Origin of the sequence: Streptomyces sp. NPDC059668 (assembly GCF_042734135.1) — a bacterium.
Classification (GTDB): domain Bacteria; phylum Actinomycetota; class Actinomycetes; order Streptomycetales; family Streptomycetaceae; genus Streptomyces.
Genome location: NZ_JBHWEL010000065.1, coordinates 33,504 through 53,835 on the forward strand (window position 1 = coordinate 33,504; position 20,332 = coordinate 53,835).

Consider the following 20,332-nt stretch of genomic DNA (forward strand, 5'->3'; position numbering starts at 1 on the left):
CCGCGCCGCGGGCCGGTGTCCTGGCTCCGTCCGTGCCCGCGCACGGGACCCCGCTCCCCCGGGGCGCGCCCCCCCCCGCGGCCCCCCCCCCCCGCGTCGTGCTGTTCGGGTCCCGGCCCGTGGCCCGGGTCCCGTGACGGCACTCGGCGGTGGGGGCACCGGCCCCTGTCCCACCGGCTAGAGAGGTGTGGCCGCGTACAGGATCAGGAACATCGTCACGGCCGAGTTCGCGGAGGACATCGCGGAGACCAGCGTGCCGACCGCCGCACCCCAGGCGGCCAGCCCCACCGCGGTGAAGACCGACGGCCAGCTGCGGGCCAGGGGCGCGGGCCCCAGCAGGGCGGCGACCCTGCGCGGCACGGGACCCGCGGACGCGAACCCCGAGAACCCGGCGGGGGCGGGCGTCGTGCCGGCGCCGGACAGCAGGGCGGCCCTGCCGATGGCCCGCGCCACCACCCTGCGGCTTCCCACCGAGCGCGCCGCGTCCTCGTCGGCCCACCGCTCCGTGGTGTAGGTGACGGCCGTACGCAGCGGGCGCAGGAAGGGGTTGGCGCGCGCCGCGAGTCGTACGGCGAGCAGATACCGGTGGTGGCGGCCGGTCAGGTGCGCCCGCTCGTGCGCGAAGAGGGCGCGGCGCTCGGCCGGGTCCAGGCCGCGCAGCAGGGCGGTGGTGACGACGACCCGGTCGCGGGGTCCGCCGGGCAGGGCGTAGGCGTACGGCCTGTCCTCCGGGAGCACCACCACCGACGAGGCGGGCAGTCCGGCGAGCGCCCGGCGGGCGCCGCGGGCGATCCGGTGGTGGCGCCGGAGGGTTCGCGCGCAGACCGCCAGGACGAGGGTCAGGGCCGGGATCGCCGCCTTGCCCGCGATCTCGTCGTACGGCACCGCCGCGCGCACCTCGGGGTCCGACCAGCCGTCCGGCAGCGGGTTGCCGGGCAGTTGCGCGGTGCCGACGACCATCAGCAGCGCCAGGCAGAGCGTGCTGCACACGGCCATGACGGTGGCGAAGGCCGTCAGCAGGCGGGTGGCCGTGCGCGGGTGCAGACGCAGTTCGGCGAGGCGTGCGACCGGCCAGGCGCTGAGCGGCAGGACCAGCGGCAGAAAGACGAAGACCCCCATGGGACGTCAGTCTTCCGTACCGCCGGCCGTTCCTGTCGCGTCGGGCGCGTGCGCCGACTCCAGGAGCGCGCGCAGCACCTGTTCGTCGTCCGGCGGCAGCGCGGTGACGAAGCTGGCGAGGACGGCCTCGCGGTCGCTCTCGCCGTCGAGGAGCCGGCGCATCTTGAGGGCGGCGAGACCCGCGACGTCCGCGGTGGGACGCCATACGAAGGAGCGTCCCCGGCGTTCACGGGCCACCGCGTCCTTGGCGAGCAACCGGGTCAGGATGGTGACGACGGTCGTGTAGGCGAGGTCGCCGCCGAGGCTCTCCTGCACCCACGCGGCGGTCACCGGGGCGTCCGCCTCGCGCAGCGCGCCGAGGACCTGGCCCTCCAGCTCACCCTGCCCGCGGCGTCTGGAAGGCCGGTCCGGGACCTCGCGGTTGCGCTGCGCCATGTCCGTCTCCCTCCGGCGTTCGCGTCCACGAGCACGCTACCTGGCGACGGGCGCGCCCCGGCCCCGCCGGTGGGCGATCTCGCCGAGCAGGACGTCGACGGCGACGAACGCCACGAGCGGGATGCCGAGCAGCGGAACGAAGTAGCCGAGCACGGCGACGGCCGCCATCAGCGGGACGAGGACGGTGGGAGGCACCTGCTGCCAGGCACCGCGTGGGACGGGCCGGCCGAACGCGGAGTCGCGGCCGCGCTGCCACCACATGCGGTAGCCCCACACGATCAGCAGGATCAGGCAGAGCGCGAGCGCCATCAGGGCGATCTGATTGGCGAGGCCGAAGAGGACTCCGGTGTGGGCGTCGATGCCCCAGCGGGTCAGCTTGGCGAGCACCGGGTGGTCGGCGAACCGCAGCACGTCGGTGACCTCGCCGGTGGCCGGGTCCACCGCGACCGCGTCCTGTTTCTCGGGCCAGCTGCGCTGGATCTGCCGCACCACGTACGCGGAGGAGGCGTCGGCGGGCGGGACGATCTCGACGGGGTCGCCGAGGCCCTCGGCACGGGCGGCCCCGAGGATCCTGTCGACGTCGGCGGGCCGGGGCGTGGCGCCCCCTTCGGCCTCCGCGCCGCCGTGGCCCGCGTGCTCGCCGCCGGCCGCCGCCGAGACGGAGGGCGTCGCCTGCCCGAGGGAGGTCCTCAGCTCGTCGACGTTCGCGCCGGCGTACGTCGACCAGGTCAGCCCGGTCGCGGAGAGGAAGAAGAACCCGGCGGCAGCCCAGACGCCGACCGTGCCGTGCAGGCCCAGCGTGCGGCGGCGCCCGGACGTGCCCCGCACCGTGCGCCGGGCGCGTCTGCGACCGAACCAGAGCACGAGGCCGCCGCCCGAGATCACCCACAGCCAGCTGGCCGCGAGTTCGCTGTACAGGCGCCCGGTCTCGCCGAGCCGGAGGTTGGCGTGGAGCCCGTCGATCCGGGTGCGCAGCGGGAGCGCGCCGGTGGCGCCGTACTGTTCGAGCGCTCCGCGCACCCGGGCGGTGTAGGGGTCGACGAACACCGCGAGGGTGTGGTCCGGGTCGACGCCCGGCACGCCGGAGAGCAGCACCCGCGTCGTCGCGCCGGCCGCGGGCGAGGGACGTACCGCGGAGACCGTGCCCTGCGGGTGGGCCTTGCGGGCGGCGGCCACCTGCTCGGAGAGCGGGAGTTCACGGTCGCCCACCGGGACGGTCAGCTCGTGCGCGTACACGATCTTCTCGGCCTGGAACGAGGCGGCGTAGAGCAGTCCGGTCACGGCGGCGACCAGGAGGAACGGGGCGACGAGCACTCCGGCGTAGAAGTGCAGGCGCAGTATCAGGGGGCGCAGGGGGGCTTTTCGGGAGGAGGCGGGTGCGACGGGCCGCGGCGTGTCGTCCGTCGTGATCGTGGGAGCGGTGGGCATCGGCGGGCATCTCCGGTGGGGCTGGGGACGGACTCGGGCCGTGGGACGGGGAGTTGGGCTCCCCGGCCGGTGGTGGTCCAGAAGTCGGGTCGGGAGGCCGTCGAGTTCCCGGGCGGTGATGTGGTGCGGGTCACAGGCGAGGTTCCGCGGGGCGCGGCTTGCGCCGCCTCGCACGGCGCGCCCCGTCTTGGCATGCTTGCGCGATGGCATCCGAACGTGACCGCTCCGCCCGCCCGCTGAACGACCTGGTCGAGGAACTGCTGGACCGGGAAGGCCCGTTGCCCATCGTCGCGGCCGGGAACCCGGTGCTGCGCCGCCCCGCCGAACCGTTCGACGGTCAGCTGGAGCCGGGGCTGCTGAGCCGATTCGTCGCCGCGCTGCGCGCGACCATGCACGCGGCGCCGGGGGTGGGCGTCGCGGCGCCGCAGGTCGGGGTTCCGCTGCGGCTCGCGGTCATCGAGGATCCGGCGCCGGTGTCCGACGAGGTACGGGTGGTACGCGGACGGGTCCCGCAGCCGTTCCGGGTGCTGGTGAATCCGGTGTACGAGGGGGTCGGCCCGGGTCGGGCGGCGTTCTTCGAGGGGTGCCTGAGCGTGCCGGGCTGGCAGGCCGTGGTGGCCCGGCACGCCGAGGTGCGGCTGACGGCGCTGGACGAGTCGGGCCGTACGGTCGACGAGGTGTTCACGGGCTGGCCGGCGCGGATCGTGCAGCACGAGACGGACCATCTGGACGGTGTGCTGTACCTGGACCGCGCGGAGATGCGCTCACTGTCCTCGAACGAGGCGATGGCGGACCGCTGGACACAGCCGACCCCGGTGGAGGCGGCCGCGGCCCTGGGCTTCACGCTGCCGGGCTGAGGCTCGGGGGCGGGCCCAAGGGGGCATGAGGGCCGCGGGGTTCGCCTTCCCTCGGGCCGGCCTCCCGCCGGACTCATGCCTGCCGGATCCCACCGCCACCGGCCGAAGGCCCCTCGCCCGTCCGTCCTGGGCGGCGCCGCCCTGGCCCGTCGACCGGGGCAGTCGCCTGGTGGTCCTCGGTCCCAACGGCGCGGGCGAGACGACCCTGTCGCGGCTGCTCCCCGGGCGGGAGGACCCGGACGGCGGCCACGTGGTCCACGGGCACGGGCTACGGATCGGCTACTTCACGCAGGAGCACGACACGCTCGACCGGACGGACACGGTCCGCGGTCATCCGGCCGCGGCCACCCCGCACCTCACCTCACCGACGCGGAGGTACGCGGCGTGCTCGGCGCGTTCCTGTTCTCCGGGGACGACGCCGGCAAACGCGTCGGCGTCCTGTCCGGCGGGGAGAAGACCCGCCTGGCCCTGGCGGGTCCTGTCCACTCCGGCGCCGACGTCCTGCTGCTCGACGAGCCCACCGACGACCTGGGCCCGGCCTCCCGCGCCGAGGTGCCGGCCGCGGTGGGCGGGTGTCCGGGCGCGATCGTCATGGTCATCCCCGACGGGGGCGCGCTGCGGGCCCTGCGCCCGGACCGGGTGCTGCTGCTCCCGGACGCGGACGAGGACATGTGGAGCGAGGAGTACCTGGAGCTGGTGGCACCGGTGTGATGCCGGTGCCACCAGGGTGGCGGCCGGGGCTACGCGTCCCGGTACGCCTCCAGCAGCCGCAGCCACACCTCGCTCACCGTCGGATAGGAGGGCACGGCGTGCCACAGGCGGCTCACCGGGACCTCACCGGCGACCGCGACGGTCGCCGAATGGACGAGTTCACCCACGCCGGGTCCGACGAGGGTGAGGCCGACCACGATCTCGCGGTCGAGGTCGACGACCATGCGGGCCTTGCCGCGGTAGCCGTCGGCGTACAGGCCCGCGCCCGCGACGGAGGACATGTCGACATCGACGGCGCGGACCCGCAGGCCCGCGCTCTCCGCCTCGGCGAGGGAGAGGCCCACGGCCCCGACCTCCGGGTCGGTGAAGACGACCTGGGGGACGGCCGCGTGGTCGGCGGTCGCGGCGTGCGCGCCCCAGGGGTCGCTCTCCAGGAGCGGGACGCCGGCGGCACGGGCGGCGATGGCGGCGCCCGCGATCCGCGCCTGGTACTTGCCCTGGTGGGTGAGGAGCGCGCGGTGGTTGACGTCGCCGACGGCGTAGAGCCACTCGCTGCCGGTCACCCGCAGGCTGTCGTCGACGTCGAGCCACGAGCCCGGCTCCAGGCCGACCGTGTCGAGGCCGATGTCCTCGGTGTGGGGCACCCGCCCGGTGGCGAAGAGGATCTCGTCCGCCTCGATCCGGTCGCCGGTGTCCGTCAGGGCCACCACGGTCGAGCCCTCGCGGGTCACCGCGGTCACCGAGGTGCCGGTGCGGACGTCGGCGCCCGCCTCCTTGAGCGCGTCGGCGACCAGCTCACCGGCGAAGGGCTCCATCTTGGGCAGCAGCGCGTGACCGCGGACGAGAACGGTGACCTCGGAGCCGAGCGCCCGCCAGGCCGTGGCCATCTCGACGGCGACCACACCGCCGCCGACCACGATGAGCCGGTCCGGCACCGCGTGGGCGCTGGTGGCCTCACGGCTGGTCCAGGGCTTGACCTCGGCGAGTCCGGGCAGGCCGGGCAGCAGGGCGCGGGTGCCGGTGCACACGGCGACGGCGTGCCGTGCGGTGAGGAACCGGAGCTCGCCGTCCGGGCCCTCGACGCTCACCCGGCGCGGCCCGGCGAGACGCCCGTGGCCGCGGTAGAGGTCGGCTCCGATGCCGTCGATCCAGTCGACCTGTCCGTCGTCCTTCCAGTTGGAGGTGTAGTAGTCACGGTGGGCGAGGACCGCGGGGGCGTCGAGCGGGCCCTGCACGGCCCCGCTCAGGCCGGGGACGCGGCGGGCGTCGGCGCGGGCGATGGCCGGTCGCAGGAGGGCCTTGCTGGGCATGCAGGCCCAGTACGAGCACTCGCCTCCGACCAGCTCGTTCTCCACGATCGCGGTGGAGAGGCCGGCCGCGCGGGCGCGGTCGGCGACGTTCTCCCCCACGGGGCCGGCGCCGAGCACCACTACGTCGTAGGCGATGGATTCCGTTTCCGTCATGGGCACAGTCTGGTTGTTGGTGTGCGCCGTGGCCACACGGGTACGCGCGCGGAATACGCCGCCGGGGGGCGGCGTTGTGCACAGCGGCTTCGCCCCGAGGCCCGAGAGCAGGGAGAGGTAGTCACGCCATGAGCAGGACGATGGAGCTGACCAAGGAGAACTTCGACCAGACGGTCACGGACAACGAGTTCGTCCTGATCGACTTCTGGGCCTCCTGGTGCGGGCCGTGCCGCCAGTTCGCCCCGGTCTACGAGAAGGCCGCCGAGGCCAACCCCGACCTGGTCTTCGCCAAGGTGGACACGGAGGCGCAGCCGGAGCTGGCCGCGGCCTTCCAGATCCAGTCCATCCCGACCCTGATGATCGTCCGCGACCAGGTCGCGATCTTCTCCCAGCCCGGAGCGCTGCCCGAGGCCGCCCTGGAGGACGTCATCGGGCAGGCCCGGAAGCTGGACATGGACGAGGTCCGCAAGTCCGTGGCGGAGCAGCAGGCCCAGCAGGGCGAGTGATCTCGGGGAAGCGCCCACGGGCCCCGGCCGGTACGGTTCCGGCCGGGGCCCTGGTACGGATCAGAACGGGTACGGTGCCACGTCCCCGCGGACGGTCGTCCAGCGCACCTCGGTGAAGGCCTCCAGGTTGGCCTCGCCGCCGAAGCGGGCGCCGGTGCCGGAGGCGCCCGTGCCGCCGAACGGGGCGACCGCCTCGTCGTTGACGGTCTGGTCGTTGATGTGGGCGATCCCGGTCGGGATGCGCTCGGCCAGGTCCAGGCCGCGCGCGGTGTCCCGGGTGACGATGCCCAGCGAGAGGCCGTACGGGCCGGCCGAGGCGAGGGCCACGGCCTCGTCGGTGTCCGCGAAGGACCGTACCGGCGCGACCGGGCCGAAGACCTCCTCGGTGTACGCGGGGATCGTGTCGTCGACCCCGGCGAGCACGGTCGGCCGGTAGAACAGCCTCTCGTGCGTACCGCCCGCCGCCAGCTTCGCCCCGCGCGCCGTGCTGGACTCCACCAGCCCCTGGATCTTGGCGAGTTGGGCGCTGTCGATGACGGGTCCGAGGTGCACCTGTTCGCGGTGCGGGTCGCCGACGGCGAGCGAGTCGGCCTTGGCGGCGAGCCGCTCGACGTACTCCTCGTACAGGGAGGCGTGGACGAGGTGGCGGCCTGTCGTCATGCAGATCTGGCCCTGGTGGAAGAACGAGCCCCAGGCCGCCGTCGAGACGACCGCGTCGAGGTCGGCGTCCTCCAGCACGACGAGGGCCGAGTTGCCGCCCAGTTCCAGGTGCGCGCGCTTGAGGAGCCGGCCGGCCGCCTCACCCACCGCGCGTCCGGCGGCCGTCGAGCCGGTGAAGGAGATGACCGGGACCAGCGGGTCCTCCACCAGCGCCCGGCCCGTCCCTGCGCCGCCGGGCAGGATGTGCAGCAGGCCTTCCGGGAGGCCCGCCTCGGCGAGGACGGCCGCGAGCGCGAGGCCTCCGCAGACCGCGGTGCGCGGGTCCGGCTTCAGCACCACGGCGTTGCCGAGCGCGAGCGCCGGGGCCACCGAGCGGATGGACAGGATGAGCGGGGCGTTGAAGGGGGCGATCACGCCCACGACACCGGCCGGGACGCGCCGGGTGTACGACAGGCGCGGTGCCTCCGAGGGCAGGACCTGGCCCGTGGGGCGGGAGGCGAGGGCGGCGGCCTCGTAGCACTCCTGGGCGGCGACGTGCAGTTCGAAGTCGGCCTTGCCGGGAACGGATCCGGACTCACGCACGATCCACTCGCGCAGTTCGCCGGCGTGCTCGGCGAACAGGTCGCCGGCCCTGCGCAGCACCGCGGCGCGGACGAAGTGCGGCGCGCCGGCCCACGCCGACCGGGCCTCGTGCGCCTCCCGCGCGGCCGTCGTGACGTCCTCCGGGGCGGCGAGGGTGACGGTGGCGAGCGTCTCGCCGGTGGCGGGCTCGGTGACGGCGTGCTCACCGCCCGCCAGAGGGCGGGACTGCCAGGTCCTGGGGTCGAGCAGCGGCATGTCGGAGCTCCGATCGTTCGCTGATCAGCGCGTGGGGCTCACCGTCCCGACGGCAGTCCCGTGTAGTTCGCGGCCAGTTCCGCGGCCGCGGGGAGGGACGTCGTGATCCGGCGGAGCCTGGCGAGCTGGATCCGGTGGTCGAAGACGTCCCCGTCTGGTTGAGCATGCAACATCCTAGTCATGTCGTACGAGAAGCGCATGGCCTGCCAGACCCGGTCGAGGCACAACTGCGAGTAACGGTCCAGGAGTTGGGTGGAGCCCGTGCGGTGCAGCTCGATGAGGCAGCGGGCCAGGACGCGTACGTCGGAGACGGCGAGGTTGAGCCCCTTGGCGCCGGTCGGCGGCACGATGTGGGCGGCGTCCCCGGCCAGGAGGAGCCGGCCGTGGCGCATCGGCTCGTGGACACGGCTGCGCAGCGACGTCACGGACTTGGCCGTGATGGTGCCGCGGTTCAGCCGCCAGTCCCCGTCGACGGCGAAGCGCGCGGCGAGCTCGTCCCAGATGCGCTCGTCGGACCAGTCGCCGGCGTCGGTGCCGTTGGGGACCTGTAAGTAGAGCCGCGAGACCGTGGTCGAGCGCATGCTGTGCAGGGCGAAGCCGGTCGCACCGCGCGCGTAGACCAACTCCCCGCCGGAGGGCGGCACATCGGCGAGAATTCCGAGCCAGGAGTACGGGTAGTCGTGGGCATAGGTGCGGAACGTGCCGGCGGGGAAGGCAGCGCGGGAGATGCCGTGATCGCCGTCGCAGCCCACCACGTAGGCGCAGTCCAGGGTCTGTTCGCGGCCCTCGTGCACGAAACGCACGACGGGCGAGTCGCTCAGCGGACCCTCGACGGCGAGCGCCTCGGCCTCGAACAACAGCGGTGGCCCACCCGCCAGTTGGAGAGCGATCAGGTCCTTCACGATCTCCGTCTGCGGATAGATCATGACGCCGGGGCCGCCCGTGAGGGTGGGGAAGTCGATGTGGTGGCGTTCGCGCTCGAAGCGCAGCTCGATGCCGCGGTGGGGCAGGCCCTCGACGTCGAGACGGCCGCCGGCGCCGCATTCCCGCAGGGCGTCGACCGTGCCCGGCTCCAGCATCCCGGCGCGCTGACGGCGTTCGGCGTAGGCGCGTGACCTGCTCTCCAGGACGACACAGTCGATGCCCGCGCGGTGCAGCAGCCGGGCCAGCAGGAGCCCGGCGGGCCCGCCGCCCACGATGCCGACCGTGGTCCGCATGACGCGCCTCCCGTCTCCGGTCCGGCCCGTCCCGCTTCGGGCGGCGACCAGCTACAGCCTCTCTCAGGTCGAGTCGCGGTGCACGACCCGCGCTCCCAGCACCTCGTACGTCTCGGGTGTGGCGCCGGGTTCGCGCACCGCGCGGTCGACCAGCTCCGCGAGGTCCCGACCGGACGGCAGTTCGATGTGGACGGTGCTGAGCCGGGGCCTCAGCAGCCGCCCGAGCATCAGGTCGTCCGCGCCGATGACGGCCGTCTCGTCCGGGACGGCGATGCCCGCGTCCTGGAGCGCCCTCATCAGCAGCATGGCGTACTCGTCGTTGTAGGCGAACACACCGTCCAGGCCGAGCCCCCGCCAGCGGGCCGCGAGCCGGGCCGCGGCCTCCTCCTCGTAGGCCAGCGGCAACTCGGTCGTCGTGGCGCCGGTACCGCGCAGGGCACGGCGTACGCCTTCGAGGCGGGGTCTGGAGAAGATCTCCAGGCCGGGTTCCCCGGGCACCACGACCCCGACGCGCCGCCGGCCACGGGCCACCAGATGGGTTCCCGCGCTGTGGCCGACCCGGTCGTGGTCCATGAGCAGCGCGTGCGCGCCCTCGACCCGCTCGGGGCCCAGCGTGACCACGGCCCGGGCCCCGGAGCGCTTGAGGACGGCCACGCCCTGCGGTCCGAGGCCGCTGCCGGGCACCAGCACGGCGACCGGCCGCAGCTCGGCCCAGGCACGGGCGGCCTCGTCCCCGTGCAGTCCGACACTGCCGTACTGGACGACGGTGTAGTCCAAACGGCCCAGCGCCCACTGGAGGTCGTTGAAGAACTGACTGTAGAGCGGGCCCACGGGCACGGCCGGGGCGGGCATCAGGACCATCCGGCTGTGCCCGGCGCGCAGGCTGCGGGCCGCCGCGTGCGGGACGTACCCGAGGTCCTTGGCCGCCTCGTGGACGCGGCGGCGGGTGGGCTCGCTGATCCGGACGGCGCTGGTGTTGTTCAGAACGTACGAGACGGTGGCCCGGGAGACGCCCGCCAGGCGGGCCACATCGGCGCTCGTCGGCACGGGCCGTTGTGCGGGCGACGGCGGGACGGGCTGATTCGGTATCTGCACCATGACGCCCCGCATCCTTGCAGAAGCCCCCCGCACCGCTCGGCGCCGGGGGAACCCGGCGGCCCGCGCGCCCCGGAACACCCGCATGCACGAAGGAACTTCCGCCCCTCGTGCGGGATGCCTCCCCAGGCGGTTACCTTGCGGTGGACGATGTGCCTTCGGAGGTGTCCCGTATGGCTGACGACCGTGCCGCAGGTCTGGCGGAGTGCGCCCGCGCCCTCGCCGCGGGCGAGGTGAGCTCGCGTGAACTGGTCGAACGGGCGCTGGCCCGGATCGAGGCGACCCAGTCCTCCCTGAACGCCTTCCGTCTGGTGCGGACCGAGGCCGCGCTCGCCGAGGCGGACGCGGCGGACAGGGAACTCGCGGCGGGACACCGCCGGCCGCTGCTGGGGGTGCCGGTGGCGGTGAAGGACGACATGGACGTGGCCGGGGAGCCGACCGCGTTCGGCTGCCGGGGGGTCTTCCCGCCCGAGGCCCGGGACGGGGAGGCGGTACGCCGGCTGCGCGCGGCCGGGGCGATCGTCGTCGGCAAGACCAACACCTGCGAACTCGGCCAGTGGCCGTTCACCGAGGGCCCGGCCTTCGGCGCCACCCGCAATCCCTGGCACGCCGACCACACCCCCGGCGGCTCCTCCGGCGGATCGGCGGCGGCGGTCGCGGCGGGCCTGGTCCCGGCGGCGCTGGGCTCGGACGGCGCGGGCTCCGTCCGTATCCCGGCCTCCTGGACGCATCTGATCGGGATCAAGCCGCAGCGCGGCCGGATCTCCACCTGGCCGCGCCCGGAGTCCTTCCAGGGCATCACGGTCAACGGCACCCTCGCCCGCTCGGTGGCGGACGCGGCACTGCTGCTGGACGCGGCGAGCGGCAACCACCACGGCGACCTGCACCGGCCGCCCGTGCTGCGGGTGTCCGACGCGGTGGGCCGCGAGCCGGGCCGGCTGCGGATCGCCCTGTCGCTGAAGCCGCCGTTCACCGCGGTGCCCGCGCGGCTCGACCCGGTGGTACGGGCGAGGGTGGTGGCACTCGCGGAGCGGATCGCCGCGCTCGGGCACACGGTGGAGGAGGCCGAACCGCGCTACGGGCGGATCGGGCTCACGTTCGTGCCGCGCGCCACCGCGGGTATCGCCGAGCGGGTCCGCGACGCGCCCCACCCGCACCTCCTGGACCCGCGCACCCGTGAGGCCGCCCGCCTCGGCCGGCTGCTCGGCGGCGCGCCCCTGCGGGTGGCCCGGCGCGCCGAGGCGACCCTGCACCGCCGGATCGGCGCGCTCTTCGACACCTACGACGTGCTGCTCGCGCCCACCACGGCCGCTCCCCCGCTCCGCGTCGGCTCGATGGCGAACATGAGCGGGCTGGACACCGAACGGGCCGTGATCGCCGCCTGCCCGTACGCCTGGCCGTGGAACATCCTGGGGTGGCCGGGTGTGAACGTACCCGCCGGATTCGTCGGCGAGGGGCTGCCGGTCGGTGCTCAACTCCTCGGCCCCGCGCACAGCGAGCCGTTGCTGGTCGCGCTGGCCTCCCAGCTGGAGGACGACCAGCGCTGGCACGAGCGGTGGCCGCCGCACGAGGCCCCCGCGGATTCCCCTGCCGTGTAACCGACTTCGCGCCGTACGCTGTGGCCATGGACGATGCGTCGATGGTCGGGTTGATGGGGCGGGTGACCGGGACGGTCGGGCCCGGGCTCGTCGGTGAGGTGATCGTCCGCGTGCGCGGCGGTGCCGAGCACTTTCTCGCCTACCCCGCCGTGGCGCAGGAGCGGATCGAGCGCGGCACCGTGGTGATGGTCGTCGAGTACCTGGCGCCGCGCACGGTGTACGTATCGGCCGCGTACGACAGTTGACGGCTCGTCTGTGCGCGCTCCGCCCCAGGTGAGAGCGGTGTGCGTCAAGATTGCAACAAGGAACCGTCAGCGTCTTCACCCGGGTCGCGCACAGGAGCACACTCCCTTCGTTCGGTGCCGACAGGGCACCATCAAAAGGGGGCGTATGCCGATGGTCATCGGCGTCGTGGCGGGGACAGCTGTCCTCGCGCTGATTTTCGTGGTCGTGGTCTTCAAGCTCATGTGGCGGGTGGCGGAGCCCAACGAGGCACTGATCATCTCCGGTTCGAAGCACCGGACCGAAGGCCTCGAAGAGGGCATGGGTTTCCGTATCGTGACGGGGCGCGGCACGCTGGTGATGCCGGGTGTGCAGGCGGTACGGAAGATCTCGCTGGACCTCAACGAGACCGAGCTGCACGTGGACTGCGTGACCACCCAGGGCATTCCGCTGAAGGTGCGGGGTGTGGTCATCTTCAAGGTGGGCGACGACTTCGTGTCGATCGCCAACGCGGGGCGTCGGTTCCTCGACCAGCAGAAGATGATGTCGGAGCGGGTGCACAACGTGTTCGCCGGTCATCTGCGGTCCATCGTCGGCGGGTTGACCGTCGAGGAGATGATCCGCGACCGGGAGAAACTGACCGGTCAGACGCGGGCCGCGTGCGGTACCGAGATGGAGAAGCTGGGTCTGATCGTCGACTCGCTGCAGATCCACGAGATCGAGGACCCGACCGGTTACATCAAGAACCTCGCGATGCCGCACGCCGCCGCCGTACAGCGCGACGCGCGGATCGCGCAGGCGGAGGCGAACCGGCTCGCCACCGAGGCCGAACAGAAGGCCGCGGCCCGGATGTCGGAGGCGACCCGGGACAGCGAGATCCTGCAGGCCGGTTACCAGGCCGAGCGCGACAAGGCCGGCGCGAAGGCGCAGCAGGCGGGACCGCTCGCCGCGGCCGCCGCCCGGCAGGACGTCGTCGTGCAGGAGACCCGGATCGCCGAACTCGAGGCGCAGCGCCGGGAACAGCAGCTCCAGGCGGACGTCCGCAAGCCGGCGGACGCTCAGGCCTACGAGACCCGCGCGCGGGCCGAGGCGGAGCGCGACGCGCGGATCTCGGCCGCGCAGGCGAAGGCGAAGGAGACCGAACTCGCGGCGGCGGCCGAGGCGAACCGGGTGAAGACCGCCGCCAACGCCGAGGCCGAGGCGACGAAGGCGCGGGGTGCCGCGGCCGCCATGGCGACCAGGGCCACCGGTGAGGCCGAGGCCGCCGCGGCCCAGGCCAAGGGCCTGGCCACCGCCGAGGCGACCCGCGCGCAGGGTCTCGCGGAGGCGGAGACCATCAAGGCGAGGGCCGCGGCTCTCGCCGAGAACCAGGAGGCCGTGGTCGCCCAGCAACTCGCCGAGAACTGGCCGGAGATCGTCCAGGCGGGCGCGAGCGCGTTCGGCAACGTCGACCACATGGTGCTGCTCAACGGCGCCGACGGCATGTCGGACATGTTCGCCAAGGCGCTCACCATGGGCGGCACGGGCCTGGGTCTGGCCCGGCAGTTGCTCTCGTCGATGAACCAGGACGGGGCCTCCGCCGGCAACGGCGCCGCCGTCAACGGATTCGTGCCGCCGCGCACGGAGAAGGTGCCGGTGGAGGGGGACGGCAAGTGACCCGCTGAGGCTCCGGGCGTACGGGAGCGGCCTACGGAAGCCGCCTCCCGTACGCCCGGAGCGGGTCCGCGCGGGGCCGCGTGATTCCCGCGCAGGGCCCGCCTCGTGGGACCCGTCGTCGAGCCGCGCTCGCGCGGGTTCTAACGTGGCCCGCGTGAACGCCTTTACCGATGAGACCGACGACCACGTCCCCGGCCGCTACGGCCCTTCGGCCACCACGGAGGCCGAACCGCGCGACGTGGGCCGGGTGCGGACCGAGTACTCGCCCGCGCACGACGGCGACCCCGATCCCGGCGAGATCGTCTGGACCTGGGTGCCTTTCGAGGAGAACGACGGGCGGGGCAAGGACCGCCCGGTGCTCGTCGTCGCGCGGGAGGACGAAGGAACCCTGCTCGCCGTCCAGTTGTCGAGCAAGCGCCACGACGGCGACCGGGAGTGGGTACCGATAGGCAGCGGGCCCTGGGACCGGACGGGCCGGGACTCGTGGGTGGCCGTGGACCGGGTGCTGCGGCTGCACGAGGACGGCATGCGGCGTGAGGCGTGCGCGCTGGACCGTATGCGGTTCAACCTGGTGGTGCACCGGCTGCGGGAGCGCTACGGCTGGCGCTGAGCGCCCGGAACCCGAGAGGGCAAGGACATCGCGGTCCTGGGTGTCAGGAGGGGGCGTGGGGCCGTCCTGTCACCCGCTCCGGGGAGGAAGGTGCCGGGGACGGCCCGGGCGGGTCCGTACCGGCCGCGCTCGTGAGGGGCCACGCGGCCGCCCTCACCCGATCGGCGGGTCGTCCGTCCCCGGATGTCCGGACACCACGGACGCAAACGCTCGTTCGAAAGCACCCCGGATGGCCGCGCCCCTCGTACGGTCCAGGATTCCGAAGACCACCTCGTCGAAGTACCCCTCGAAGCGGCCCCCGACCAGCAGGCCGTGGAAGGCCGCGGCGACCTGTGCCGGGTCGTTGCCGAAGACGCCGCAGCCCCAGGCCCCCAGGACCAGCCGCCGGTACCCCTGCGCCGCGGCGGTCTCCAGGACCCGCTCGGCCCGGACGGCCAGGGCCCGCGGCAGGTCGTCCGCGCGCTCGGGGGCCGTGCGCAGCACGACCGAGGCGTTCGGGGCCGCGGCGGTCAGGAATCCGGCGGTGTACGGCTCGTCGAGCAGCTCACCGCGGCCGTCGCGGAAGACGGGCACGGCAGGCGAATGGATGACCCGGTCCGTGTAGAACGGGTCCCGGTGGGCGCGGTGGTGGTCGTAGAACCCACGGACCCCCAGCAGGCAGGCGTAGAGCGCCGACGCCCGGCACAGGTCCTCCTCCTGCGCCTGCGCGCCCTTCAGATAGCCGCCGCCGGGATTACGCGCCGAGGCGAAGTTCAGGACGGCGACGGGGCCCGACGGGCCCTGGGCACGCCCGCTCGTCAGCCGTCTCGCGGCCTGCGTGCTGCTCTCGCCCGTGACCTCGAACGACGTGCCCGCGAAGCCCGCGGCCGAGGCCGCGCGGCCACCGGCCGCCGGCCCGATCGGGCCCGGCCCGTACATCCGCGTCCCGGCCCGCGCGGCCTCGACCGCCGCGGCGATCGGGACCACCCGTCCGTGCGGCGTGCGGTACGAATCCGCCGCCACGGCCTCCTCGGTCTGCCGCGCGATCGCGCGCAGGCGTGCGCTCATGGCGCCACCCCCGTACACGCCATGCGGACGCCCCGCGCGATCTCCCCCGTCGTGCCCACGGACGCATCGTGAGCGATGCTGGTCGTGCGGCGCAACAGAATTTCGCGGCCCCGCGCGGAGTGCCGCGTGGGCCGCGCGAGCAGTGCCCCCGAACCCCGGGTCCGCCGATTTGCACCCTTGTGCGAACCGCCGCGAGGGTCTTGGGTGGGACGAGCAATGCCGGTCCGGCACCACAGAAGCCGGGCCGGCGGCATGGTGGAATCTCAGGAGGATCCCTACATGTCCGATTCGGTTAGTGACTGTACGGAGCGACGCTCCGCCGTCACCGAGGCCGAGGTGGAGGCGCTGGTCCGAGGCATCTGCTTCAAGACCGGACCGCCCCGCACCCTCGGTGTCGAAGTGGAATGGCTCGTCCACGAGCTGCGGCGGCCGCAGCTCCCCGCAACACCTGAACAGCTCGAAGCGGCGTACGCCGCTCTGCGGACCCTGTCCCTGCGTTCGGCGCTCACCGTCGAACCGGGCGGCCAGCTGGAGCTCAGCTCCGCACCCGCCGGCTCCCTGATGGAGTGCATCGGGTCCGTGTCGGCCGATCTCGACGCGGTACGCGCGGTACTGCGCGAGGCCGGACTCGGCCTCAGTGGCAACGGCCACGAACCCTGGAACCCCCCGAGCCGCTACCTCCGTGAGCCGCGCTACGACGCCATGGAGCGCTACCTGGACCGCACGGGCCCCGAAGGCCGGGCGATGATGTGCTCCTCCGCCTCGGTCCAGGTGTGCCTGGACGCCGGGTACGAGGAGCCCGGTCCGCTCGGCCACGGGCGCCGCTGGTGGCTGGCGAACCAGCTGGGCGCGGTCCTGGTGGCCGCGTTCGCGCACTCACCGCTCGCCCGGGGCCGCCGCACGGGCTGGCGCTCCACGCGGCAGTCCCTGTGGACGGCCATGGACCCGGGCCGGTCCGCCGCGCCCCCGCTGGGCGGCGATCCGCGCGCCGCCTGGGCCCGGCACGTCCTGGACGCGCCGGTGATGTGCGTCCGGGCGGCGGAAGGTCCCTGGGAGGTACCCGAGGGCCTGACCTTCCGGGAGTGGACCCGGTCCGGCACACCGCCGAACCGGGCGGACCTGGACTACCACCTCACGACCCTGTTCCCGCCGGTCCGCCCCCGCGGCCATCTGGAACTGCGCATGATCGACGCGCAGCCGGGCGAGGACGGGTGGATCGTGCCGCTCGCGGTGACGGCGGCGCTGTTCGACGACCCGGAGGCGGCCGAGATCGCCTACCGGACCGTCAAACCCCTCGCGGAGCGGGCGGAAGGACTGCCGGCTCCGTGCAATCCGCTGTGGATCGACGCCGCCCGGCACGGCCTGGCCGACCCCGAGCTGCGCGAGGCCGCCGCCACCTGTTTCGCGGCCGCGGCCGAAGCACTGCCCCGCCTCGGTGCCACCACCGAGGTGCGGGAGGCCGTCGCGGAGTTCACGGACCGCTATGTGGCCCGGGGGCGCTGCCCCGCCGACGACCTGCTGAACCAGTTCCACAGTCAATTCCACGGTCGTCTCCACGACCGGCCCCACGGCCTGTCCGACGACCGGTCCGACGACCGCTCCCAGGACCGGTCCCACGGGAAGGACATCCGCACATGACCGCCCCCACCTCACCCACGGACCCCGAGTCGCTCAGGGAGCGCGCGCTCGACGCACTGACCACGGCCCGGGACCGCACGGCCCTCCTCACGTCCTGCGTGGAGGAGCCCGAGCTGACCGCGCAGCACTCGCCGTTGATGTCCCCGCTGGTCTGGGACCTCGCGCACATAGGCAACCAGGAGGAGCTGTGGCTGCTGCGCGCGGTCGCCGGGCGTGACGCCATGCGGCCCGAGATAGACGGGCTGTACGACGCGTTCGAGCACCCGCGCGCCGAGCGGCCCTCGCTGCCGCTGCTTGCGCCCGTGGAGGCCCGGCAGTACGCCGCCGAGGTCCGCGGCCGCGCACTGGACGTCCTGGAGGGCACCGCCTTCCGCGGCACCCCGCTGACCGAGGCCGGCTTCGCCTTCGGCATGATCGCGCAGCACGAACAGCAGCACGACGAGACGATGCTGATCACCCATCAGCTCCGCAGGGGGCCGGCGGCCCTCAGCGCCCCCGACCCCGATCCCGCCCCTCCGTTCACGGGACCGGCCGAAGTCCTCGTCCCCGGCGGCCCGTTCACCATGGGCACGTCCACCGAGCCGTGGGCACTGGACAACGAGCGGCCGGCGCACCGGCGCGAGGTCCCGGCGTTCCTCATCGACACCACTCCGGTGACCAACGCCGCGTACCAGGCCTTCATCGAGGACGGCGGCTACACCACCGAACGCTGGTGGAGCCCGCAGGGCTGGGCCCACATCCGGACCCACGGCATCGAGGCGCCGCTGTTCTGGCGCCGGGAGGCCGGGCAGTGGCTGCGGCGGCGCTTCGGCGTCACCGAGCCCGTACCGCCGGACGAGCCGGTGCTGCACGTGTGCTGGTACGAGGCCGACGCGTACGCCCGGTGGGCGGGGCGCAGGCTGCCCACCGAGGCCGAGTGGGAGAAGGCCGCCCGCCACGACCCGGTCACCGGCCGCTCCACCCGCTACCCCTGGGGCGACGCCGACCCCACCCCCGAACACGCCAACCTCGGCCAGCGCCATCTGCGCCCGGCCCCGGCCGGCAGCTATCCGGCCGGCGAGTCCCCGCTCGGGGTACGGCAGTTGATCGGCGACGTGTGGGAGTGGACGTCGAGCGACCTCCAGCCCTATCCCGGCTTCGCGGCCTTCCCGTACAAGGAGTACTCGGAGGTCTTCTTCGGGCCGGAGCACAAGGTGCTGCGCGGCGGCTCGTTCGCCGTGGACAAGGTCGCCTGCCGGGGCACCTTCCGCAACTGGGACTACCCGATCCGGCGACAGATCTTCTCCGGGTTCCGCACGGCCCGCGACGGGGACGCCTGATGTGCCGTCATCTGGCCTACCTGGGGCCCCCGGCACCGATCGGCCGGCTGCTGACGGAACCGCCGCACAGTCTGTTCCGGCAGTCGTGGGCACCCCGGCGGCAGCGGTACGGGACGGTCAACGCCGACGGCTTCGGGATCGGCTGGTACGCCGAAGGCGATCCGGTGCCCGCCCGGTACCGGCGCGCCGGACCCATCTGGGGCGACCAGTCCTTCGCGGACCTGGCCCGGGTCGTACGGACCGGGGCGCTGCTCGGCGCCGTCCGCGACGCCACCCGGGCGGGAGCGGACGGGGAGGCCGCCGCGGCCCCCTTCGCCGCTGGCACCTGGCTGTTCAGCCACAACGGCGCCGTCCTCGGCTGGCCCCACTCCCTCGCCCCCCTGACCCGCGGCCTGCCCGCCGCGGAGTTGCTGTCGCTGGAGGCCCGCTGCGACTCGGCGCTCGTCTGGGCGCTGGTCCTGCAACGGCTGCGAACCGGGGACGACGAGAGCCGGGCGCTGGCCGACACGGTCCTGGAGGTCGCCGAGGCCGCCCCGGGCTCCCGGCTCAACCTGCTGCTCACCGACGGCCGCACGATCACCGCGACGGCCTGGGGCGACACCCTGTGGTACCTCGCCGAACCCGGCCACGGCACCGTCGTGGCCTCCGAACCGTACGACGACGACCCACGGTGGCAGGAGGTGCCGGACCGCACGCTGCTCGTGGCGTCCGGCACCGACGTCCTGCTCACCCCGCTCAAGGACCCGCACGACCGCCAAGGCGTGCCTGATCACGAGGACCCCCACCACCCCATGGCACCCGCACGTCCGAAGGAGCCCAGCACGTGAGTCCGTTCCTTCTCACCCGCACCCTGCCCGAGGACGCCACCGAGGCCGCGCTGCGTGCCGACGTCCTGCACGGCCTGTCCCACACGCCCAAGACGCTGCCGCCGAAGTGGTTCTACGACGCGCACGGCAGCGAGCTCTTCGACAAGATCACCGAACTGCCCGAGTACTACCCGACCAGGGCGGAGCGCGAGATCCTGGCGGCCCGGGCCACCGAGATCGCCCGGGCGAGCGGTGCGCGCACCCTCGTCGAACTCGGCTCGGGCTCGTCCGAGAAGACCCGCCATCTGCTCGACGCGCTGCCCGGCCTGCACACGTACGTACCGGTCGACGTCAGCGAGAGCGCCCTGACCCAGGCCGGGCACGCGCTGATCGCCGAGCGCCCGGAGCTCGGTGTGCACGCGCTGATCGCCGACTTCACGGGCGGCCTCGCGCTTCCGGGCACACCGGGACCGCGGCTGGTGGCGTTCCTCGGCGGCACCATCGGCAATCTGCTGCCCGCCGAGCGCGCCGCGTTCCTCGCCTCCGTACGGTCCCTGCTCTCCCCCGGTGACACGCTGCTGCTCGGCACGGACCTGGTCAAGGACGAGTCGGTGCTGGTCGCCGCGTACGACGACGCGGCCGGTGTGACGGCCGAGTTCAACAAGAACGTGCTGACGGTCGTCAACCGCGAGCTCGGTGCCGACTTCGATCCGGACGCGTTCACCCATGTCGCGCTCTGGGACGCCGAGCACGAGTGGATCGAGATGCGGCTGCGTTCGCGGACCGAGCAGACCGTGAAGATCCCCGCCCTCGACCTCGCCGTCGACTTCGCGGCCGGTGAGGATCTGCGCACCGAGATCTCGGCGAAGTTCCGCGAGGAGGGGGTACGGCGCGAACTCGCCGCCGCGGGGCTCGACCTCACCCATTGGTGGACGGACCGCGAGGGCCGTTTCGCGCTGTCGTCGAGCGTGGTCAGGTGATGTCGTCGGCAGTGTGAGAGACCGTCCGGGTGACCGACCCGGACACCATCGGGCGACGGACGCCGGCGGTGGCCACCCCCCGCGCGGTGTCTTATTCAAAACTGACGCAGCCGCCGCCCAAGAAAAGG

Annotated in this window: 19 protein-coding genes and 1 pseudogene; 12 read left to right on the plus strand and 8 right to left on the minus strand. The window is 73.8% G+C overall.

What is annotated here, in order from left to right; genetic code table 11:
* Window positions 1-177: 177 nt before the first annotated feature.
* From ACFV2J_RS33155 to ACFV2J_RS33165, 3 genes are read right to left on the minus strand one after another with little or no spacing between them, the layout of a single operon-like run.
* Window positions 178-1,119 (minus strand): M56 family metallopeptidase, encoded by a 942-nt coding sequence (locus tag ACFV2J_RS33155; RefSeq protein ID WP_385442132.1) that lies wholly within the window; start codon window positions 1,117-1,119, stop codon window positions 178-180.
* A 6-nt stretch (window positions 1,120-1,125) separates the two neighbouring features.
* The gene (locus ACFV2J_RS33160; RefSeq protein WP_385097314.1) at window positions 1,126-1,554 is read right to left on the minus strand and encodes a BlaI/MecI/CopY family transcriptional regulator; all 429 of its coding nucleotides are present in this window, start codon (window positions 1,552-1,554) and stop codon (window positions 1,126-1,128) included.
* 36 nt (window positions 1,555-1,590) lie between these two features.
* Window positions 1,591-2,982 carry a PepSY-associated TM helix domain-containing protein gene (locus ACFV2J_RS33165; RefSeq protein WP_385097311.1) on the minus strand — a complete coding sequence of 464 codons (1,392 nt, stop codon included), beginning with the start codon at window positions 2,980-2,982 and terminating at the stop codon, window positions 1,591-1,593.
* Window positions 2,983-3,185: 203 nt separating this feature from the next.
* On the opposite strand from ACFV2J_RS33165, the gene ACFV2J_RS33170 reads away from it, so the two are divergent.
* The 3 genes and pseudogenes from ACFV2J_RS33170 (at window position 3,186) to ACFV2J_RS33180 (ending at window position 4,550) form a co-directional block, all read left to right on the plus strand.
* Window positions 3,186-3,839, plus strand: a complete 654-nt coding sequence (locus ACFV2J_RS33170) for a peptide deformylase (RefSeq protein ID WP_385442135.1) — start codon at window positions 3,186-3,188, stop codon at window positions 3,837-3,839.
* Window positions 3,840-3,864: 25 nt separating this feature from the next.
* A pseudogene (locus tag ACFV2J_RS33175) lies at window positions 3,865-4,113 on the plus strand (ATP-binding cassette domain-containing protein); the annotation flags it as partial.
* Between the two features lie 110 nt (window positions 4,114-4,223).
* Window positions 4,224-4,550, plus strand: a complete 327-nt coding sequence (locus tag ACFV2J_RS33180) for an ATP-binding cassette domain-containing protein (RefSeq protein WP_385442138.1) — start codon at window positions 4,224-4,226, stop codon at window positions 4,548-4,550.
* Between the two features lie 29 nt (window positions 4,551-4,579).
* Here the strand turns inward: ACFV2J_RS33180 and ACFV2J_RS33185 are convergent, their stop codons facing one another.
* On the minus strand, window positions 4,580-6,013 hold the full coding sequence (locus tag ACFV2J_RS33185) for a dihydrolipoyl dehydrogenase family protein (protein WP_385442141.1): 1,434 nt from the start codon (window positions 6,011-6,013) through the stop codon (window positions 4,580-4,582).
* Between the two features lie 128 nt (window positions 6,014-6,141).
* On the opposite strand from ACFV2J_RS33185, the gene trxA reads away from it, so the two are divergent.
* Window positions 6,142-6,519 (plus strand): thioredoxin, encoded by a 378-nt coding sequence (gene trxA / locus ACFV2J_RS33190; protein ID WP_385442144.1) that lies wholly within the window; start codon window positions 6,142-6,144, stop codon window positions 6,517-6,519.
* 60 nt (window positions 6,520-6,579) lie between these two features.
* Here trxA and ACFV2J_RS33195 read toward each other — a convergent pair whose 3' ends face one another.
* The 3 genes from ACFV2J_RS33195 to ACFV2J_RS33205 form a co-directional block, all read right to left on the minus strand.
* Complete coding sequence (locus tag ACFV2J_RS33195; protein ID WP_385092844.1) at window positions 6,580-8,016, minus strand: aldehyde dehydrogenase family protein; 1,437 nt, start codon at window positions 8,014-8,016, stop codon at window positions 6,580-6,582.
* Between the two features lie 38 nt (window positions 8,017-8,054).
* The gene (locus tag ACFV2J_RS33200; protein ID WP_385092841.1) at window positions 8,055-9,233 is read right to left on the minus strand and encodes a 4-hydroxybenzoate 3-monooxygenase; all 1,179 of its coding nucleotides are present in this window, start codon (window positions 9,231-9,233) and stop codon (window positions 8,055-8,057) included.
* 63 nt (window positions 9,234-9,296) lie between these two features.
* Window positions 9,297-10,331, minus strand: coding sequence for a LacI family DNA-binding transcriptional regulator (locus tag ACFV2J_RS33205; protein WP_385092838.1), 1,035 nt, complete (start codon window positions 10,329-10,331; stop codon window positions 9,297-9,299).
* 170 nt (window positions 10,332-10,501) lie between these two features.
* On the opposite strand from ACFV2J_RS33205, the gene ACFV2J_RS33210 reads away from it, so the two are divergent.
* The 4 genes from ACFV2J_RS33210 to ACFV2J_RS33225 all read left to right on the plus strand — a co-directional run bounded on the left by ACFV2J_RS33210 (window position 10,502) and on the right by ACFV2J_RS33225 (window position 14,414).
* Window positions 10,502-11,926 (plus strand): amidase, encoded by a 1,425-nt coding sequence (locus ACFV2J_RS33210; protein WP_385092835.1) that lies wholly within the window; start codon window positions 10,502-10,504, stop codon window positions 11,924-11,926.
* 20 nt (window positions 11,927-11,946) lie between these two features.
* A complete protein-coding gene (locus ACFV2J_RS33215) occupies window positions 11,947-12,171 on the plus strand; it encodes a hypothetical protein (protein ID WP_385092832.1) in 225 nt (74 codons plus the stop codon).
* A 145-nt stretch (window positions 12,172-12,316) separates the two neighbouring features.
* Window positions 12,317-13,804: a flotillin family protein gene (locus tag ACFV2J_RS33220; protein ID WP_385092829.1), complete on the plus strand. Its 1,488-nt coding sequence runs from the start codon at window positions 12,317-12,319 to the stop codon at window positions 13,802-13,804.
* Between the two features lie 154 nt (window positions 13,805-13,958).
* Complete coding sequence (locus tag ACFV2J_RS33225; protein ID WP_385094853.1) at window positions 13,959-14,414, plus strand: type II toxin-antitoxin system PemK/MazF family toxin; 456 nt, start codon at window positions 13,959-13,961, stop codon at window positions 14,412-14,414.
* Window positions 14,415-14,567: 153 nt separating this feature from the next.
* Here ACFV2J_RS33225 and ACFV2J_RS33230 read toward each other — a convergent pair whose 3' ends face one another.
* A complete protein-coding gene (locus tag ACFV2J_RS33230; RefSeq protein ID WP_385094850.1) occupies window positions 14,568-15,461 on the minus strand; it encodes a TIGR02452 family protein in 894 nt (297 codons plus the stop codon).
* Window positions 15,462-15,740: 279 nt separating this feature from the next.
* On the opposite strand from ACFV2J_RS33230, the gene egtA reads away from it, so the two are divergent.
* From egtA to egtD, 4 genes are read left to right on the plus strand one after another with little or no spacing between them, the layout of a single operon-like run.
* Window positions 15,741-17,099 (plus strand): ergothioneine biosynthesis glutamate--cysteine ligase EgtA, encoded by a 1,359-nt coding sequence (egtA, locus tag ACFV2J_RS33235; protein ID WP_385442150.1) that lies wholly within the window; start codon window positions 15,741-15,743, stop codon window positions 17,097-17,099.
* Window positions 17,096-18,418, plus strand: coding sequence for an ergothioneine biosynthesis protein EgtB (egtB, locus tag ACFV2J_RS33240; protein WP_385094843.1), 1,323 nt, complete (start codon window positions 17,096-17,098; stop codon window positions 18,416-18,418). Before egtA ends, egtB begins: the two co-directional genes overlap by 4 nt.
* The gene (egtC, locus tag ACFV2J_RS33245) at window positions 18,418-19,245 is read left to right on the plus strand and encodes an ergothioneine biosynthesis protein EgtC (RefSeq protein ID WP_385094839.1); all 828 of its coding nucleotides are present in this window, start codon (window positions 18,418-18,420) and stop codon (window positions 19,243-19,245) included. The genes egtB and egtC overlap by 1 nt, the downstream gene beginning before the upstream one ends.
* The gene (gene egtD / locus ACFV2J_RS33250) at window positions 19,242-20,204 is read left to right on the plus strand and encodes an L-histidine N(alpha)-methyltransferase (RefSeq protein ID WP_385094836.1); all 963 of its coding nucleotides are present in this window, start codon (window positions 19,242-19,244) and stop codon (window positions 20,202-20,204) included. Before egtC ends, egtD begins: the two co-directional genes overlap by 4 nt.
* Window positions 20,205-20,332 lie beyond the last annotated feature (128 nt).